The sequence below is a fragment of the Frondihabitans sp. OV104 genome (assembly GCF_057787745.1).
The window spans coordinates 554411-571702 of the sequence record NZ_CM173541.1 but is presented as its reverse complement, the minus strand read 5'-3'; the positions used below and the strand labels follow the sequence as shown (position 1 = coordinate 571702).

Below are 17292 nucleotides of genomic sequence, written 5' to 3'. Positions count from 1 at the left end.
TCGTGGCTGCCGGCGACCGCGTCACCGTCGAGGGGCACGTGCTGCGCCTCACGCACCTCGACAAGGTGCTGTATCCCTCGACGGGCACCACCAAGGGCGACGTGCTCGCCTACTACGCGGCGATCGCCGAGCACCTGATCGCGCACGCCGAGGGTCGGCCGGCCACCCGCAAGCGCTGGGTGAACGGCACCGGCGAGGAGCCCTTCTTCGAGAAGAACCTCCCCGAGTCGGCCCCCGGGTGGATCCCCCGCCACACCATCGAGCACAAGGGCCACGACAACGTCTACCCGATGGTGAACGACCTGGCGACGCTCACCTGGCTCGGCCAGCAGGCAGCCCTCGAGATTCACGTGCCGCAGTGGCGCTTCGGCCCGCGCGGTGCCCAGCGCAACCCCGACCGGCTCGTGCTCGACCTCGACCCGGGCGACGGCGTCGGCCTGCCCGAGTGCGTGTTCGTGGCGCAGGAACTCCGGCCCATCCTGCGCGGCATGGGCCTCGACCCGATGCCCGTGACGAGCGGCAGCAAGGGAATCCACCTCTACGCGGCGCTCGACGGGTCGCAGCCGCCCGACGTCGTCAGCGAGGTGGCACACGAGCTGGCCCGCGCCCTCGAGGCCGATCACCCCGACCTGGTGCTCAGCTCGATGGGCAAGGCCGACCGGCGCGGCAAGGTGTTTCTCGACTGGTCGCAGAACAACGGCAGCAAGACGACGGTCGCCCCGTACTCGCTGCGCGGACGCGAGCGGCCGACGGTCGCGGTACCCCGCACCTGGCGCGAGCTGGCGTCGAAGTCGCTGCGCCAGCTCGAGATCGGCGACGTGCTGACGGCCGTGAAGCGGCGCGGCGACCCGCTGGCGGGCATGTCGGCGGGCGCTCCCGTGCCCGCGGACGAGGAGGACGGCGATGCGGCCGAGGACCGCCTGACGGCGTACCGCTCGAAGCGGGATGCCTCGAAGACGCGGGAGCCCGTTCCTGCGACCGCTCCCGTCTCGACCGACGGCCGCAGCTTCGTGATCCAGGAGCACCACGCGCGGCGCCTGCACTGGGACTTCCGGCTCGAGCACGACGGCGTGCTGGTGAGCTGGGCGCTGCCCAAGGGCGAGCCCGCCGACGTGAAGCACAACCGCCTCGCCGTGCAGACCGAAGACCACCCGCTCGAGTACGGCACCTTCGAGGGCACTATCGCGAAGGGCGAGTACGGGGCCGGCACGGTGTCGATCTGGGACTCCGGCGAGTACGAGCTCGAGAAGTGGCGCGACGGCAAGGAGGTCATCGCGGTGCTCCACGGCGAGCAGCGGGGCACGAGGCGCGTCGCGCTGATCCACACGGGCGAGCAGAACTGGCTGATCCACCGCATGAACGACACGGCGGTCGACGACCACGGGGCGCAGGAACCCGACCACCCGCGGGCGCGCCCGAAGCCGTCGTCGAAGCCCGCCCCGTCGCACCGTGCCGCCGGGCCGCCCGCCGCCCCGATGCTCGCCACCGCCGGCACGGCCGCCGACATCGGCGGGCCCGACGAGTGGGCCTACGAGCTGAAGTGGGACGGCCTCCGCGCCACGGTCGTCGTGCAGGACGGCTCTGTCACCATCGCCAGCCGCAACGGCCACGACCTCACGCCGTCGTACCCGGAGTTCGCCGCGCTGGCCGAGCGGCTGACCGGAGCCGACGACGCCGTGCTCGACGGCGAGATCGTCGCCGTCGACCCGTCGGGGCGGCCCGACTTCGGGCTCCTGCAGACGCGCATGAAGCGGACCCGGCCGCGCGACGTGGAGCGCGTCTCGAAGTCGGCGCCCGTGCGACTGCTGCTGTTCGACGTCACGGCGGTCGACGGTCGCTCGCTCGTGAAGGAGCAGTACGACGAACGCCGAGCGACCCTCGAGAGCCTCGTCGACACCGACCGCACCATCGACGTGCCGCCGGCGTTCGAGGGCGATCTCGACGGCGCCGTCGCCTTCTCGAAGTCGCTGCGCCTCGAGGGCGTCGTGGCCAAGCGCCGCGACAGCACCTACACGGCCGGACGCCGCAGCCGCGCCTGGATCAAGATCAAGCACCACGCCACCCAGGAGGTCGTGATCGCCGGCTGGCGCCCGGGAGCGGGCCGTCGATCCGGCGGCGTGGGATCTCTGCTGGTCGGCATCCCCGGTCCGGACGGCCTCCGGTACGCGGGCCGAGTCGGAACCGGATTCCGCGACTCCGACCTCGACGACCTGCAGGAGCGCCTGGGGCGTCTCGCCCGGAAGACCTCGCCGCTCGTCGACGTCCCCGCCGCCGACTCCCGCGACGCGCACTGGGTGACCCCGTCGCTCGTCGGCGAGGTCGAGTTCGCGGAATGGACGTCGACGGGCCGCCTCCGACAGCCGTCGTGGAGGGGGTTCCGGCCCGACAAAGACCCGGTCGACGTCGTCCTGGAGAGGCCGGAACGCCCGCCCTCGGGCCTCCACGAGGGCTAGCCTGACCCCATGGCCAATCGCTCCGGCGAACGCGTAGTTCTGGTCGTCGCGATCCTCGCGTCGTTCGTGGCCTTCCTCGACGGCTCGATCGTCACGGTGGCGCTCCCGGCGATCGCCCGGGACCTCGGCGGCGGCGTGACTCTGCAGGCCTGGGTCGTCGACGGCTACCTGCTGACTCTCGGCTCGCTCATGCTCGCAGCAGGCTCGCTCTCGGACACCTTCGGCCGGGTGCGCATCCTCCGCATCGGCCTGGCCGGATTCGCGGCGACGTCGATCCTGGCCGCCGTGGCGCCCAGCGCCGGCCTCCTGATCGCCGCGCGCGCACTGCAGGGCGTCTCGGGGGCCCTCCTCGTGCCGTCGAGCCTCGCGGTCATCACGGCGACCTTCTCCGGTGCTGCCCTCGCCCGTGCCATCGGCACCTGGACCGCCTGGACCGGCGTCGCCTTCCTGATCGGCCCGCTGGCCGGCGGCGGCCTGGTCGACACGGTCGGCTGGCGGTGGGTGTTCGGCATCGTCGTGGTCCCCGTCGTCGTCACGCTCGTCGTCATGGGTCGACTGCCGGGCGATGCCCATCGAGGAGGCGCCGGAACGGGCGCCCACGTCGATGTGCCCGGCGCCGTGCTGGCGGCCCTCGGGCTCGCGGGCCCCGTCTTCGCGCTGATCGAGGGCCAGCGGATCGGCTTCGACGACCCGTTCGTGCTGACGGCGCTGGTGGCCGGCGTCGCCTGCCTCGTCGCCTTCGTCTGGTGGGAGCGGCGAGCGACCCAGCCGATGCTGCCGCTCCGCCTGTTCTCGGTGCGCGCGTTCAGCGTGAGCAACCTCGCGACCGTCGGCATCTATGCCTCGGTGAGCCTCGGCACGCTCGTGATCCCGCTCGCTGTGCAGGAGATCGGCCACCTGCCCGCGACGGTCTCCGGGCTCATCACCCTGCCGACGACGGTCGTGTCGCTGCTGCTGTCATCGCGCGTGGGCGCCCTGGCCGGCCGCTTCGGGCCCCGCCGCTTCATGGCGGTCGGGCCGCTGATCACAGCAGCCGGCTTCCTCTGGATGCTGACCGTCTCGACCGACTTCGACCCCTGGCTGCAGATCCTGCCCGGCGTCACCCTGTTCGGCCTCGGCATGACCATCACGGTGACGCCGCTGACCTCCACGGTGCTCGGCCAGATCGATCCGTCGGAGGCCGGCATCGCCTCAGCCGTCAACAACGCGATCTCGCGGGTCGCCGGCCTGGTCGCGATCGCGTTCGTCGGCGTCATCACGGGAGGCGTGCTCGACGTCCCCGGCTTCCACCGCGTCGTCATCGTGGTCGCCGTGCTGCTCGTCATCTCGGCGGCGGTGTCGTTCTTCGGGCTGCCGCGCGGGCTGATGGCCGAGCGGACGACGCCGCCGAAGCCGCCCGCGCCTTCGTCGTCGTCTTCGTCTTCGTCTTCGTCTTGAACCAAGGGCTAGGCGCTCGCGACCGTCGCCCAAACGCCAAAAGCCGCCCCATGCTCCGGTAGGGCGGAGGGGGCGGCTTCGGCGGGTCCTGACGAGGGATGCTTCGCACTGCGCGACGACCTGTAGGGGATGGTCGCCGCACAGCGGCTCGCAGGACCGGTCTGGGGGGGGAGGTCAGTCCGCTCCGAACTGGCGCACTCGCTCCTCGAGCCAGTCGTCGCTGACCGAGACGCGTCCGTAGTCTCCGAAGTCATGCTGCTGGCCCAGCGAGAGCGCTGAGAGCCCTTCGTCGTGAAGCTGTTCGTTGTCCATTGGTCGACCTCCTGGTCTGACGGTAATTGAGGTCGGCAGGAGGCCACGAGTCCACCTTCGGGGCGCGCTCGTTCGGGGGCAGACGGGTCGTCGCCCCCTCGTTCGGGTCGTTCCGAGACGCGCCACCGCCCGCCCGGGAGTCAGGGCGTGGAGACGAACGTGCCCGTCGCCGAGCCGTTCAGCGGGTGCGGGAATCGCTCCCCCACCTCGACCCAGCCCTGCGAGCGGTACAGCCCGACCGCCACGGCGTTCTCGACGAGCACGTGCAGCACCGCCTCGTCGTACCCGGCGGACGCGATGCGCTCGTGCACGGCGCGGAGCAGGCGCCCGCCCAGGCCGGCCCCCTGGCGACCGGGGGCGACCGCGAAGAGCGAGAGGTAGGCGGCGGCGGGCGGGTCGGCGGGGCGGCCGGTTCCTGCGCCCGTGACCAGGCTGAAGGCCGCGATCTCGGCGAGCTCGTCGCGCAGAACCACCCAGGCGACGCGCGCGAGGGCGAACTTGCCGCGGCAGCGCTCGGCCGTGCCCTCGACGGGCGGATGGCCGTCGCGCACCTCGAGGGCGTGCAGCCACAGCGCGACGCAGGCCTCGAGATCGTCGTCCGAGGCCTCGGCTGTCACGATGCTCACCCGTCCATCATGGCGCAGGAACTGCCCCGCCCCGCCGAGCTCGGCCTCAGGAGGCCGGTGCGCCGGCGCGGAGCCCCACCGCCGGCAGGATGACGCTGTCGACGAGCGAGACGAGGAACTCGCGGTCGACGGGCTTCCGCTGCACGAGCGTGCGGTAGGCGGCCATCGACGGCGAGATCAGCGAGAGCGCCTCGACGTCGCAGTCGGCCGAGATCTCGCCGCGATCGATCGCGCGCTGGAAGAGCACGCGGTTGATCTTCGCTCGGGGCTCGACCATCGCGGCGTTGACGGCGTCGGACATCTCGGGGCTCCGCGCGATGAGCGACACGATGCCCGCCATGACCTTGAGCTTCTTGTCGGCGTCGTCGATCGAGTGCGGGCGGATGAGGGCGAGGAGGTCGCCGCGCAGCGTTCCCGTGTCGGGCAGGGTCTCTGGAGCGACGCCGCGCTTCATGCAGGCGATGGCCTCGATGACGAGCTCGCTCTTGGAGCCCCAGCGGCGGTAGACCGTCGCCTTGCCGGCCTTGGCGCGGGCCGCCACCATCTCCATGGTCATGCCGTCGTAGCCCTCCTCGGCGAGGACGTCGATGGCCGCGCTGAGGATCTCGGGGTCGCGGGTGTGATCGCGCTTGCGGCCCAGCTTGGCGGGCTCGGGGCTGCCGGGCTCGGTGCTGCCGGGCTCGGTGCTGCCGGGCTCGGTGCTTTCACGCTCGGGGCTGTCGCTGGTCGCTGGCATGTCGGTGGTCGCTGGCATGGTTCTCTCGTCGGGATCGACTCGCGTCATCGCCGTCGCCCCTTTTCTCGTTGTGCCGATTGTACGTCTGCACATTGTGAAACTCCATAGTTCCGAAACTCGCCAGAACCGGATAGAGTTCCCCGCATGACGCAAACCTCCCCCGTTACCGGCGCCCCGAGCGCCGTGGTGGCGCCTCGCCGGTGGCTCACCCTCACCACTGTCGCCCTGGCGCAGCTCATGGTCGTGCTCGACTCGACCGTCGTCAACATCGCGCTCCCCAGCGCCCAGCACGACCTCGGATTCACGAACGGCGAACGCCAGTGGATCGTCACCGCCTACTCCCTCGCCTTCGGCAGCCTCCTGCTGCTGGGCGGGCGCCTCTCCGACCTCATCGGCCGCAAGCGCACCTTCATCATCGGCCTCATCGGCTTCGCCCTCGCCTCGGCCCTCGGCGGCGCGGCCGGCAGCTTCGGCATGCTCGTGTTCGCCCGGGCCCTGCAGGGCGCCTTCGGAGCGCTCCTCGCCCCGACCGCGCTCGCCGTGCTCACGACGACCTTCACCATCCCGAAGGAGCGCGCCCGCGCGTTCGGCGTGTTCGGCGCCATCGCCGGTGCGGGCGGGGCCATCGGCCTCCTGCTCGGCGGCGTGCTGACCGAGAACTTCAACTGGCGCTGGAACCTCTACATCAACGTCTTCATCGCCGTCATCGCCGTCATCGGCGCCGTGATCTTCGTCACCAGCCCCAAGCGCCAAGGGCCGCGTCCGAAGCTCGACGTGCCCGGCACCGTCCTGGTCTCGGCTGCGCTGTTCTCGCTCGTCTACGGGTTCTCGAACGCCGAGACCGAGAAGTGGTCGTCGCCGCTCACGTGGGGCTTCCTGTCGGCCGCCGGGATCCTGCTCATCGCCTTCGTGCTCTGGCAGCGTCGCGCGGCGCACCCGCTCCTGCCGCTGCACATCATCCTCGACCGCAACCGCGGCGCCGCCTACGCGTCGGTCACGATCGCGGGTGCGGGCATGTTCGGCATCTTCCTGTTCGTGACGTACTACCTGCAGACGTCGCTGGCGTACACGCCGATCCAGACGGGCGTCTCGTTCCTGCCGATGATCGGCATGCTCGTGCTCGCCGCCCAGCTGTCGACGAACATCTTCGTTCCGCGTTTCGGCCCCAAGATCATGGTGCCGTTCGGCATGGTGCTCGGCGCAGCGGGAATGCTCTACCTCACCCGCCTGGGCCTGGACAGCACCTACGCCCGCGACGTGCTCCCCGCGCTGATGGTGCTCGGCTTCGGCATGGGCTCCATCATGCCCGCGTCGATCCAGACCGCGACCCTCGGCGTCGACCGCGGCCACGCCGGCGTGGCCTCGGCGATGGTCAACACCAGCCAGCAGGTCGGCGGATCGATCGGCACGGCGCTGCTCAACACGCTCGCCGCCACCGCCGCAGTGAACTACGTCGCGTCACACACCCCCGCCACCGCGCGGGTCGCGGCCGAGGCCGCCGTGCACAGCTACGCGACCGCGTACGCCTGGGGCGCCGGCTTCTTCGCCTTCGGTGCCGTGATGGCCGTGCTGCTCTTCCGCACCCGGTCCGACACCCGGGCCCGGGCCGAGGCCGCTACCGCTCGTGCCGACGCGGAGGCCGCCGCCGAGGGCACGACCGTCGACTCGTCGCCGGCCGAGCCGGTCGTCGCGCACTAGCCGCGCCGCCGCGAGGCCCCCGCGCGCGTCGCGTGCGGGGGCCTCGCGGCGTGCGACGCGTGCGGGGCCTCGCCGCGTGCGGGCTCGGCCGAGCGCGGGGTCCTCGCCGCGTGCGGCCCCGTGCGCGTCCGCGCCGCCCCCTCACGCCGCCGCTCCCTTTCGCGACATGGCCCTTCCCGTCGGCCGCCCCGCCGACCAGCCACCCCCACCCCACCCGCGAGATGGCCCTTCCCGTCGGGGCGCCCCCGCCGCGGCGACAAGCACGGCCACCTCGCGCAGGCCACGCCCGCCCACGCCGGCGCGCCACCCGCCGCCGCCCCGCGCCCGCACCCGCCGCCGCGCCCTCCCGCGAGATGGCCTCCGCCGTCGGGCCGGACCCGCCGGGGCGACAAGCACGGCCACCTCGCGCAGGCCGGGCCCACCCACGCCCGACCAGCCACCCCGACCCCACCCGCGAGATGGCCCCCGCCGTCGGGCCGGCCCCGCCGGGGCGACAAGCACGGCCACCTCGCGGAAGCCGCGCCCGCCCACGCCGGCGCGCCGCCCGCCGCCGCCCCGCGCCCGCCCGCGCTGGCGAGCAACCCGCCGACCCTCCCGCGAGATGGCCCGCGGTGTCGGGCCGGCCCCGCCGCGGCGACAAGCACGGCCACCTCGCGCAAGCCGCGCCCGCCCGGCGCCAGCGCCGGCGCTACACCCCGACGGGCTCGTAGATCTCGCTCAGGACACGGTCGGCCAGCCCGAGCCCGGTCGTCATGCCGATGCCCGTCGTCACGGAGACGACGTGCACGCCATCGAGAGGCTCCTCGACCAGGAACTCCTCCGGCGCCACCGCGTACACGCCCTGCCAGCGCTCCACGACCTCGAGCGTCGACGCCGGCTGGCCGAAGAAGTCGGCCGTCCCGCGCAGCAGGGCGTCGAACGACCCCTCCGACTGGAACGGCGCGATGGCGTCGTCGCGGTAGTGCGTGTCGCCGACGATGACCGTTCCATCGGGCAGCTGCGTGTACATCTGGTTGATGTCGAGGGCACGGAACTCCGGGTCGCCGGCCCACAGCCGCTCGCGCACGGCCTCGAGCGAGGGCGCCGTGGCGAAACCCGAGTAGCGCAGCATCGACCAGCCGGTGAGCACGGGCCCGGCGAGCGGCGCGGTCAGGCCGGGGATCCGCACGCGCATCATGTCGAGCCCGCAGCGGCGCACGCCGTACGCGGCCGACAGGTCGGGGAAGAGCTGGTCGACGTCGTAGTTGACGGCGACGACGATCTGGTCGGCACCGATCCTGCCCCGGGTGGTGTGCAGTCGACCCGAGCGGATGGTCCGCACCGCGGTGGCGAACGCGAAGGTCACACCGCGCGACTCGAGGTAGGCGACGATCTGGCCGGCCGCCTCGCGCGGGTTCAGCTGCAGGTCGTCGAGCAGGTGCGCTCCCCCGACGGCGGACGCCGCACCGGTGAGCCGGGCCGTGTCGTCGGCGCCGATCATCTCGACCGACGTGGGGCGCCGGGCGGCGAACTCCGACAGCGCGCGCAACTCGTCGTCGGCGCGGGCCGCCACGTACCCGCCGCCGTCGCGCATCCACAGCCCCGCCTCGTCGCGGAGGCGCAGCCACAGCTGGCGACTGCGGTCGGCGTAGACCTGAGCGGCCCCGGACTGCACGCTGATGCACGCGTGGCCGAAGTTCCTGATCGTCGATCCGTTGGGCCTGCTGGTCCGGTCGACGACGTGCACGCTGAGCCCCCGGTCGACCGCCGCCAGGGCGTGGCCGAGCCCGACGATGCCGGCGCCGACGATCGCCACGTCGACGATCCGGTCGAAATCCTTTGCCATGCGCCGAGGCTAGGTCGGCCCGGTTGACTGCTGGTGAACACATCCGCATGGTTGAGTGGGCGCGTGCCCCTTCGACCTCCGTCTTCGTCGCGAACCCCCAGCATCCTGCCCCCGAGAATCCTGGCTCTCGACCGCAGGATCGGGCGGCGCGTCAACGGGGCCGGCACCGGCCCCGCCCTCGACCGCGTGCTCCTCGGCCTCTCCACCGCGGCCAACAACGGCCTCCTCTGGTACGGGGTCGCCGGCGCCCTCGCGCTGACCGGCCCGACCGGGCGCCGCGCGGCCGTGCGCGGCCTGCTCTCGCTCGGCGGGTCGAGCGCCGTCGCCAACCTCGTCGCCAAGCCGCTGTTCGGCGGGCACCGCCCCGTCGCCGCCGACATCCCCGTGGCGCGGCAGCTGAAGGTCTTCCCGCAGTCGGCGTCGTTCCCGTCGGGCCACACGGCGAGCGCCTTCGCGTTCGCCACCGGCGTCGCCCTCGAGAGCCCCGGCAGGGCGGCGCTGATCGCGCCGATCGCGGTCGGCGTGGCGTACTCGCGACTGCACGTCGGCGCGCACTGGGTGTCGGACGTGGTCGGGGGCGCCGTGATCGGGTCGGGTGTGGCGGTGGCGGGGCAGTTCCTGCGCCCGGAGCGCCTTGTCGCGCGGCTGGCCCGACGGGCGAGGCGGGCAGCGGCGGCAGGGCGGCTGGCACACTAGACGCGTGCCTCACTTCCTCGACGACCTCGAAGCGGGTCAGACGTTCGTCACCCCCGGCCGCACGATCACCGAGGCCGACGTAGTCTCGTTCGCGAGCTGGACCAACGACAACAACCAGGTGCACACCGACGCCGAGTTCGCGAAGTCGACGCGATACGGTCGACGCGTCGTGCACGGGCTGCTCGGCACGTCGCTGTGCCTCGGGCTGATCGCGCGCACCGGCGTCTTCGAGGGGTCGGCGGTCGCGCTGCTCGGCATCGACGGCTGGCGCTTCTCGGCGCCGATCTTCATCGGCGACACCGTGACCTGCACCGTCGAGATCCTGTCGACGCGGCTGACCTCGTCGGGCACGACCGGCATCGTCGAGCGGGCGGTCAGCCTGCGGAACCAGCGCGGCGAGGTCGTGCAGTCGGGGCGCATGGACCTGATGGTGCTGACGCGCGACGCCGCGATCGGCTCGAGCGGACCCAGACCCCGGGCGGCACCCCGGGACTAGCGGGCGACGATCGCCTCCGCGTTGTCGGCGATCCAGTCCATGAGAGGCAACAGGCGCTCGGCGGCCTCGCGCCCGAGCGGCGTCAGTTCGTAGTCGACGCGCGGTGGGATGGTCGCCTGGGCCTCGCGGTGCACGAGCCCGTCGGCCTCGAAGGTGCGGAGCGTCGACGCCAGCATCTTCTCGCTGATGCCCTCGATCTCGCGGTGCAGCTCACCCCAGCGATGACCGCCCTGCTCGAGAGCGAGGAGCACGAGCACACCCCAGCGGCTCGTGATGTGGGTGAGTACGGTGCGAGTGGGGCAGTCGGCCGGGTATTTTCCCGAGGTGATGCCGGGGCGGGGCCGGGAAACCGCAAAACTGACGTCCATGGCGGGTAGCTTACAAAAAAGTGCGTACCTGCGTTCGGGAAGTCAGGTGCGACCTTCACCGTTGTCCCCACCATCGGGCCACTCGCCCGCCGCCCTTCGAAAGGACTCCCCCATGTCGTACATCGTCACCGCCTCCTCCGGCCACCTCGGCGGCCTCATCGTCGACGCGCTCCTCGCCCGCGGCGCCGCCCCCGACAGCGTCGTCGCCACCGCGCGCGACACTGCCAAGATCCAGGCATTCGCCGCCCGCGGCATCACCACCGCGACCCTCGACTACTCGAAGCCCGAGACCATCGCCAGCGCCATCGGGGCCGGCGACACCGTGATCCTCGTGTCGAGCGACGCCGTGGGCCAGCGGCTCGAGCAGCACTCCGCCGTCGTCGACGCCGCGAAGGCCGCCGGCGCCGCGCGCATCATCTACACGAGCGCCCCGAAGGCCGACGACACCGCGCTGATCCTGGCGCCCGACCACAAGGCCACCGAGGAGTACATCGCCGCCTCGGGCGTGCCCTTCACGTTCCTGCGCAACGGCTGGTACACCGAGAACTACGCCGGCGAGGTCGCCAAGGGCCGCGACTCGGGCGAGATCACGGCGAGTGTCGGCGAGGGCCGCGTCGCCAGCGCCAGCCGCAAGGACTACGCCGAGGCCGCCGCCGCGGCCGCGCTCGACGAGTCGACGACGGGCAAGACGTACGAGCTCTCGGGCGACTCCGCCTGGAATTGGAACGAGCTCGCCGAGACCATCTCGGGCATCGTCGGCACGCCCGTCGTGTACCGCGCGCTGACGCCCGAGGAGCACGCCGCGCAGCTGGCGTCGTTCGGCCTCGACGAGGGCACGGTCGGCTTCGTCGTCGCGCTCGACGGCAACATCCGCGACGGCCTGCTCGAGGCCACCTCGGGCGACCTCACGGCGCTCATCGGCCGCCCGACGACTCCGCTCGCCGAGGGCCTCGCCGCCGCGCAGTAGCGGCTGACGCAGCAGGCGCCCACGCAGCAGCCGCTGCGCAGCAGCCGCCGACGCACGAAGACGCCCCCTGCCTCGCGGCAGGGGGCGTCTTCGCGGTGAGCCCTAAGCGGTCAGAGACAGCGGCTGAAGCCGGCGAGTGATCTGCCGGAACTCGATCTCGGCGTCGAGCGCGTCCATGCGCCCGTCGTCGACGGCCGTCGATACCCGCACGAGGTCCAGCCGTCGTTCGGCCCGCTCGCGCGCCGTGAAGATCGTGTCGGAGTCGATCGCCTTCGCCGCCTCGAGCCGGGCAAGAATGGCGTCCTTGGTCCAGCGGTGTGTCGTGCTCATGTCTTACCCCTTTCGTCGTGCTTCGCGAGTGGTTCCGCAGCGCCTCAGAAGCCTGAATCGTTACGGTGCCGTTATCTGATGTGGTCAGAGTAAGCGCCCGAGTCGTCGAAAGGTACGCCCCCGAACGGGTCAGACGGTAAACGTCTCATTACGACGAAGAGTGCGGCGTGTTACGCCGCGGTCAGCGGCAGTCTCCGCTGCTTCTCGTTCGCGCGAGATGGCCGTCCGCGTCGCTGGAGCCGCCCCGAGCTGACGACGAGGGCCATCTCGCCGCCCGGCAGGGCACAGAGCGCGCCGCCGGCCGCAAGGCGCGCGGTCGAGCTCAGCGGCTGGTGAGGCCGCTTCCGGCGGTGGCGGGCAGCCGCCAGGCCGGGACGAGCGAGACGAACAGGATCACGGCGATGACGATGAGGGCGAAGTCGTAGGCGATGACGCTTCCCGCGGGGTCCTGCCCTCCGCCCAGCCAGGCGATCCCGGCCGACACCGCGATCGCCCCGAGCGCGATGCCCGACCCGATCGCGATCTGCGAGATGGTCGAGTCGAGCACGTTCGCGTGCGTCATCTGAGCCTTCTCGACGTCGGCGTAGGTGATCGTGTTGTACGCCGTGAAGCCGACGGAGCGCGCCGCACCCGAGACGACGAGCACGATCACCATGACGACGAACGGCGTATCGGCGCGGAAGAAGGCCATGCCGACGAGGCAGGCCACTCCGACGAGGTGCGCGGCCACGAGCAGTCGGCGGAAGCCGAACGTCTTGAGCATCCACGTCGTCGTGGGCTTCACCGCGAGGTTGCCGGCGAAGAGGAAGAGGATCGCCGAGCCGGCCTGCACCGGCGTCCAGCCGAAGGCGCTCTGGAAGAGCAGCGGCAGCACGAACGGGATGGCGCTGATGACGAACCGGTAGACCGCGCCCCCGCCGAGCGCGACCCCGAACGTGTGGATGCGGAGCAGGCGGAGGTCGACGAACGGCTTCGGCGTCGTGAGCAGGTGGCGTATGGCCAGCCCGATCAGGATCGCGCCGGCCGCTCCGAACACGATCGCCTGCAGCACGTCGACCGGGGTGATGGTGAGCAGGGTCGCCGCCCAGACGAGCGCCCCGATGCCGACGGACGACAGCGAGAGGCCGACCCAGTCGGGCGGCGTGGGCTCGATGCCGGTGTCCGCGGCGGCCCCGGTGGGCAGGATCCGGAGCGCGGCGATGAACCCGATGACGCCCAGGGGCACGTTGATCAAAAAGATCCAGTGCCACGACGCGTACGTGGTGAGCAGACCGCCGACGAACGGCGCGAGGATGGGGGCGACCAGTGCAGGCCAGGTCAGCAGCGCCACGGCCCGGATCAGGTCGGCCTTAGCGGTGACGCGCAGCACGGTCATGCGGCCGACCGGCACCATCATGGCGCCGCCGACGCCCTGGACGATGCGCGCGACGACCAGCGCCGGCAGGGCGGGGCTGAGGGCGCAGGCGATCGAGGCGAGGGTGAACAGCGCGATGGCGACCAGCAGGATCCGCCGGCTCCCGAAGCGGTCGGCGAGCCAGCCGCTCACCGGGATCAGCACGGCGACGGTCAGCACGTAGGCGGTGATCGTCACGCCGACGCTCGTCGCATCGACTCCGAGGTCGCGGGCGATGCTCGGGACGGCCGTCGTGACGATGGTCGAGTCGAGGTTCTCCATGAAGAAGCACCCCGCGACGAGCAGCGCCAGGGGTACCTGGCTCACGGATCGCGTCGTCGTCATCTCCTCCAGTATGGCCTTCCCCGCCGCAGGTACCGAACCCCTCGTCCGCGCGGGTGAGATGCGGCGCCCGCAGGCGCGGGCACCCCGGAACGCTCTTCCCGCTCAGCTAGTCTTCGGGTCCGTCACTGCTTTTGATGATTGGGTTCCCGGATGTCCGATTCGCCTCGAACACGCCTCCGCGTCAGGCCGCGCCACGTGATCCGCTGGATCGCGATCGTCGTGGTCCTGCTCCTCGTCGGCACCGTCGCCTACGCCGTGTACAACTACCAGACCTTCGTCGGCGGCGTCACGCACATCGACGCACTGCCCGCCACGACCTCCGTCGCGAAGTCGAGCGGCCAGAACATCCTCCTCGTCGGCGACGACCACCGCCCCGCGAACGCCTCGGCCGAAGAGCTTGCCGAGCTCGGCACGACCGCCGACGGCGGCGGCACCAACACCGACTCGATGCTCGTGCTCCACATCCCGGACGGCGGCGGCCAGGCATCGCTCGTCTCCTTCCCCCGCGACTCGTGGGTGTCGATCCCCGGCTACGGCATGGGCAAGCTCAACGCCGCGTTCGCCTACGGCAGCGCCAAAGGCGGCGCGGCCGGCGGCGCCCAGCTGCTGATCTCGACGATCGAGAACCTCACAGACATGCACATCGACCACTTCGTGCGCATCTCGATGGTCGGCTTCTACGACGTGGCGAAGGCGCTCGGCCCGATCCAGGTCTGCCTCAACAACGCCGTCGACGACCCCTACTCGACGTTCAAGGCGCCGGCCGGCGTCTCCGAGCTCGACGCCAAGCAGACCCTGGCGTTCGTCCGCCAGCGGCACGGCCTCCCGAACGGCGACATCGACCGCGAGGCCCGCCAGCGCTACTTCCTCAGCGCCGAGGCCCACAACTTCCTCTCGGCGTCGACCCTCCTCAACCCCGGCAGGCTGAAGAAGTCGCTGAAGGCGGTCAGCGGCGCGATCCAGACCGACCCCGACCTCAACTGGATCACCCTCGGGCTGCAGCTGAAGAACCTCGCCGGCGGCAACCTGAAGTCGACGACCATTCCGATCACGGGCACGCCGACGATCTACTACAACGGCACCGCGGTCTCGATCGTGCAGGTCGACACCGACAAGATGGCGTCGTTCGTCGCCTCGCTCGACGAGAAGACCACGGCGACGACGAAGGCTGCGGCCGCCCCCACGACGGTCAAGCCCTCCCAGGTCACCGTCCAGGTGCTCAACGGCGGCGGAGTCGCCGGCGCCGCAGCGACCGCCACGTCGTCGCTCACGTCGGCCGGTTTCACCGTCATGACGCCGGGCACCGTCTCGACGCGCAGCGCCACCACGATCCAGTACCCGGCGTCGATGACCGCGGAGGCGAAGACGCTCGCGAAGTACGTCCCCGGCGCCACTCTCGAGGCGGTGACCGGCGTCTCGAACGTCACCCTCGTGCTCGGCACCGACGGAGCGACCGCCAGCTCGAAGGCGTCGTCCGGCTCGTCGTCGGCGGGGTCGGCGGGCTCGGGTTCGGGCGCAGGAACGAGCGGCTCCTCGACGAAGAAGACCGAGGCGGCCGCGGCCACCACCCTCGCCTGCATCAACTGACGCGGCGGCGCCGACGGGGTGCTCGCCGGGGCGAGGGCCCGCGGGAGCGTGCAGGGTGGCGCGACCGGGTCAGGCCCGCATGCCCTTCGAGGTGCGACGCCGTCGATCGCGCGCCGCGCGGAGAGCCCAGACGACCGCGCCGCCCAGCAGCGCGCCCGCCGTGTTCGTCGCGAGGTCGCCAACCGACGCGAGCCGCGCGGGCAGGAACATCGCCTGGCCGCTCTCGACGACGAGCGACAGGGTGAGCCCGATGACCCCCGAGACCCACCAGAGCGGTCGCATGGCGACGGAGGCGACGAGAGCGCCGAACGGCAGGAACATCACCACGTTCGCGACGCTCTGCAGGAGGTCGTAGTCGACGAAGGCCGGGACCCCGTCGGCGTGCCAGCGGCGGAACAGCGCCGAGAGCGCTCCGTCGGCGCCGGCGTCGACGCGCGTCGGCCAGAACGTGACGGCGAGGATCGCGATCAGGACGACGAGCACAGCGACCCACTCGATCATGCGCAGCCGTCTGTCCATCGCTCGACGGTAGCGGATCGGCGCTGTGCTGAGCTCCGCGCCTGCCCTGGACACCACGATTGGGACTCCACACCGCCACCGCCCCGCGGCTGCCTCCCCCGGCCCACGATCGGGACTCCGCACTAGTTCTTTTCTTGGTGCCGAGTCCCGATCGTGGTGCGGCGCTTGGGCCGGGTCGGCGGAGCTCCGATCGTGGTGCGGACCTCCTCCTGGCGGGGGCGGGTCAGTCGCCGACGACCTCGTCGGCGCGGTGGGCGCCGTAGAACTCGGACTGGCGGAGCATGATGTCGGCCATGTCGGTTCCGCCGCCGTAGACCGTGCCGACGAAGTCGAGGCCCTTCTGGATGGCCCAGATCTCGTCGTGCCGGTCGGGCGGGAGGATCGCCGCCGGGCTCCCGACGGCGACCCAGCCGATCGGCACGACGACGCCGGGCTCGATGGTCGTGTTGACTTGGACGACGCCGTGGATCCTCACCTCGGCGCCGGCCCCGATGCGACTGCCCGGGAAGAGCGCCGCACCCGTCGCGATGAACGCCCCTTCGGCGACATCGCTGCCATTGACGTGGGCGTTCGGCCCCACCATCACGGACGACCCGATGCGCGCCGGATACCCCGCGCGGCCGCGGACGACGGCGTTCTCCATCACGACGGTGTTCTCGCCGATGTCGACTCGGCCGTCTTCGGCGCTGAGCACTGCTCCGGGCAGGATGCGCGCGCCGGCTGCCACGTGGACGGCGCCCACGAGGGTGGCTGCGGGCGACACGACAGCGTCGGCATGGACGGTGGGCTCGGCGTCGCGGTGGCGGATCAGCACGGCCTCACCGTAGCAAGAGCCTCTCGGCTACAGCGAAAATGGCCCCTCCCGAAGGGAGAGGCCATTCTCGTCTGGTGGATCTGAGGGGACTCGAACCCCTGACCCCCTGCATGCCATGCAGGTGCGCTACCAGCTGCGCCACAGACCCAGACAGTGCCGCTCGAGGAGGTTTCCCTGCCGAAGCAACCCTGCAAGATTACTACAGATTTCGACGACTCATGACCACCGTCACTCGAGACCGCCGACTGACGATTCAGCCCTCGTGAGCCGAGGACTCCTGCAGCTCGCGCGACACGTCGAGGGCGATGGCAGGGCAGTCGCTCCAGAGGCGCTCGAGCGAGTAGAACTGGCGGTCTTCCTCATGAAAGACGTGCACGACGATGTCGCCGAAATCGAGGAGGATCCAGCGCCCCTCGGAACGGCCCTCACGGCGAAGCGGCTTGACGCCGGCCTCGATCATCTTGTCTTCGATCTCGCCGGCGATGGCGACGACGTTGCGCTCATTGCGCCCGGAGGCGAGCAGGAAGATGTCGGTGAGGGCGAGCGGCTCGGACACGTCGAGGGCGACGAGGTCTTCGGCCTGCTTCGAGTCGGCGGCGCGGGCGGCGAGCTGGACCAGCTCGATGGCACGGGAAGTGGCGGTCACGGATTCCTTTGGGAACGGAGAAATGGGGTGCGCCCGGATGGGGC

General features: G+C 71.6%; 17 protein-coding genes and 1 tRNA gene. 7 read left to right on the top strand and 11 right to left on the bottom strand.

Annotation, left to right across the window (positions count from 1 at the left end; translation table 11 throughout):
* Positions 1-2 precede the first annotated feature (2 nt).
* Positions 3-2453, top strand: coding sequence for an ATP-dependent DNA ligase (locus tag AC3CBB_RS02760; protein ID WP_488625895.1), 2451 nt, complete (start codon positions 3-5; stop codon positions 2451-2453).
* A gap of 9 nt (positions 2454-2462) precedes the next feature.
* Positions 2463-3890, top strand: a complete 1428-nt coding sequence (locus AC3CBB_RS02755) for an MFS transporter (RefSeq protein WP_488625894.1) — start codon at positions 2463-2465, stop codon at positions 3888-3890.
* 174 nt (positions 3891-4064) lie between these two features.
* Here the strand turns inward: AC3CBB_RS02755 and AC3CBB_RS02750 are convergent, their stop codons facing one another.
* From AC3CBB_RS02750 to AC3CBB_RS02740, 3 genes are all read right to left on the bottom strand, one after another.
* A complete protein-coding gene (locus tag AC3CBB_RS02750) occupies positions 4065-4202 on the bottom strand; it encodes a hypothetical protein (RefSeq protein WP_158614195.1) in 138 nt (45 codons plus the stop codon).
* 140 nt (positions 4203-4342) lie between these two features.
* Positions 4343-4828, bottom strand: a complete 486-nt coding sequence (locus tag AC3CBB_RS02745; RefSeq protein ID WP_488625893.1) for a GNAT family N-acetyltransferase — start codon at positions 4826-4828, stop codon at positions 4343-4345.
* Positions 4829-4874: 46 nt separating this feature from the next.
* The gene (locus AC3CBB_RS02740) at positions 4875-5582 is read right to left on the bottom strand and encodes a TetR/AcrR family transcriptional regulator (protein WP_488625892.1); all 708 of its coding nucleotides are present in this window, start codon (positions 5580-5582) and stop codon (positions 4875-4877) included.
* 126 nt (positions 5583-5708) lie between these two features.
* Between AC3CBB_RS02740 and AC3CBB_RS02735 the strand changes: the two genes are divergently transcribed.
* Positions 5709-7262, top strand: coding sequence for an MFS transporter (locus AC3CBB_RS02735; RefSeq protein WP_123506035.1), 1554 nt, complete (start codon positions 5709-5711; stop codon positions 7260-7262).
* Positions 7263-7950: 688 nt separating this feature from the next.
* Here AC3CBB_RS02735 and AC3CBB_RS02730 read toward each other — a convergent pair.
* Positions 7951-9087 (bottom strand): TIGR03364 family FAD-dependent oxidoreductase, encoded by a 1137-nt coding sequence (locus AC3CBB_RS02730; protein WP_123506036.1) that lies wholly within the window; start codon positions 9085-9087, stop codon positions 7951-7953.
* Positions 9088-9150: 63 nt separating this feature from the next.
* Here AC3CBB_RS02730 and AC3CBB_RS02725 point away from each other — a divergent pair, with 63 nt between their 5' ends.
* On the top strand, positions 9151-9783 hold the full coding sequence (locus AC3CBB_RS02725) for a phosphatase PAP2 family protein (protein ID WP_488625891.1): 633 nt from the start codon (positions 9151-9153) through the stop codon (positions 9781-9783).
* Positions 9784-9787: 4 nt separating this feature from the next.
* A complete protein-coding gene (locus AC3CBB_RS02720) occupies positions 9788-10279 on the top strand; it encodes a MaoC/PaaZ C-terminal domain-containing protein (protein ID WP_488625890.1) in 492 nt (163 codons plus the stop codon).
* Here AC3CBB_RS02720 and AC3CBB_RS02715 read toward each other — a convergent pair.
* On the bottom strand, positions 10276-10647 hold the full coding sequence (locus AC3CBB_RS02715; protein WP_488625889.1) for a winged helix-turn-helix transcriptional regulator: 372 nt from the start codon (positions 10645-10647) through the stop codon (positions 10276-10278). The genes AC3CBB_RS02720 and AC3CBB_RS02715 overlap by 4 nt on opposite strands.
* A gap of 112 nt (positions 10648-10759) precedes the next feature.
* Here AC3CBB_RS02715 and AC3CBB_RS02710 point away from each other — a divergent pair, with 112 nt between their 5' ends.
* Positions 10760-11614, top strand: coding sequence for an NAD(P)H-binding protein (locus AC3CBB_RS02710; RefSeq protein ID WP_488625888.1), 855 nt, complete (start codon positions 10760-10762; stop codon positions 11612-11614).
* A gap of 102 nt (positions 11615-11716) precedes the next feature.
* Here AC3CBB_RS02710 and AC3CBB_RS02705 read toward each other — a convergent pair whose 3' ends face one another.
* Together AC3CBB_RS02705 and AC3CBB_RS02700 are read right to left on the bottom strand one after the other, a co-directional pair.
* Positions 11717-11944, bottom strand: coding sequence for a hypothetical protein (locus tag AC3CBB_RS02705; RefSeq protein ID WP_148061183.1), 228 nt, complete (start codon positions 11942-11944; stop codon positions 11717-11719).
* Between the two features lie 322 nt (positions 11945-12266).
* Entirely contained in the window at positions 12267-13664 is a 1398-nt protein-coding gene (locus tag AC3CBB_RS02700; RefSeq protein ID WP_488625887.1) for an MFS transporter, read from the bottom strand.
* 168 nt (positions 13665-13832) lie between these two features.
* Between AC3CBB_RS02700 and AC3CBB_RS02695 the strand changes: the two genes are divergently transcribed.
* Complete coding sequence (locus tag AC3CBB_RS02695; RefSeq protein WP_488625886.1) at positions 13833-15269, top strand: LCP family protein; 1437 nt, start codon at positions 13833-13835, stop codon at positions 15267-15269.
* Between the two features lie 69 nt (positions 15270-15338).
* Here the strand turns inward: AC3CBB_RS02695 and AC3CBB_RS02690 are convergent, their stop codons facing one another.
* The 4 genes from AC3CBB_RS02690 to rsfS all read right to left on the bottom strand — a co-directional run bounded on the left by AC3CBB_RS02690 (position 15339) and on the right by rsfS (position 17248).
* Positions 15339-15788 (bottom strand): VanZ family protein, encoded by a 450-nt coding sequence (locus tag AC3CBB_RS02690; RefSeq protein ID WP_488625885.1) that lies wholly within the window; start codon positions 15786-15788, stop codon positions 15339-15341.
* Between the two features lie 223 nt (positions 15789-16011).
* Complete coding sequence (locus tag AC3CBB_RS02685; RefSeq protein ID WP_488625884.1) at positions 16012-16602, bottom strand: gamma carbonic anhydrase family protein; 591 nt, start codon at positions 16600-16602, stop codon at positions 16012-16014.
* A gap of 72 nt (positions 16603-16674) precedes the next feature.
* Positions 16675-16750, bottom strand: a tRNA-Ala gene (locus AC3CBB_RS02680).
* Positions 16751-16855: 105 nt separating this feature from the next.
* The gene (gene rsfS / locus AC3CBB_RS02675) at positions 16856-17248 is read right to left on the bottom strand and encodes a ribosome silencing factor (RefSeq protein ID WP_488625883.1); all 393 of its coding nucleotides are present in this window, start codon (positions 17246-17248) and stop codon (positions 16856-16858) included.
* Between the last annotated feature and the right edge of the window lie 44 nt (positions 17249-17292).

Excerpts from the sequence above, each read along its gene's own strand:
- AC3CBB_RS02750 (WP_158614195.1), bottom strand. The coding sequence starts at position 4,202 with ATGGACAACGAACAGCTTCACGACGAAGGGCTCTCAGCGCTCTCGCTG.
- AC3CBB_RS02705 (WP_148061183.1), bottom strand. The coding sequence starts at position 11,944 with ATGAGCACGACACACCGCTGGACCAAGGACGCCATTCTTGCCCGGCTC.
- AC3CBB_RS02710 (WP_488625888.1), top strand. The coding sequence starts at position 10,760 with ATGTCGTACATCGTCACCGCCTCCTCCGGCCACCTCGGCGGCCTCATC.
- AC3CBB_RS02715 (WP_488625889.1), bottom strand. The coding sequence starts at position 10,647 with ATGGACGTCAGTTTTGCGGTTTCCCGGCCCCGCCCCGGCATCACCTCG.
- AC3CBB_RS02735 (WP_123506035.1), top strand. The coding sequence starts at position 5,709 with ATGACGCAAACCTCCCCCGTTACCGGCGCCCCGAGCGCCGTGGTGGCG.
- AC3CBB_RS02740 (WP_488625892.1), bottom strand. The coding sequence starts at position 5,582 with ATGCCAGCGACCACCGACATGCCAGCGACCAGCGACAGCCCCGAGCGT.
- AC3CBB_RS02730 (WP_123506036.1), bottom strand. The coding sequence starts at position 9,087 with ATGGCAAAGGATTTCGACCGGATCGTCGACGTGGCGATCGTCGGCGCC.
- AC3CBB_RS02695 (WP_488625886.1), top strand. The coding sequence starts at position 13,833 with ATGTCCGATTCGCCTCGAACACGCCTCCGCGTCAGGCCGCGCCACGTG.
- AC3CBB_RS02690 (WP_488625885.1), bottom strand. The coding sequence starts at position 15,788 with ATGGACAGACGGCTGCGCATGATCGAGTGGGTCGCTGTGCTCGTCGTC.
- AC3CBB_RS02755 (WP_488625894.1), top strand. The coding sequence starts at position 2,463 with ATGGCCAATCGCTCCGGCGAACGCGTAGTTCTGGTCGTCGCGATCCTC.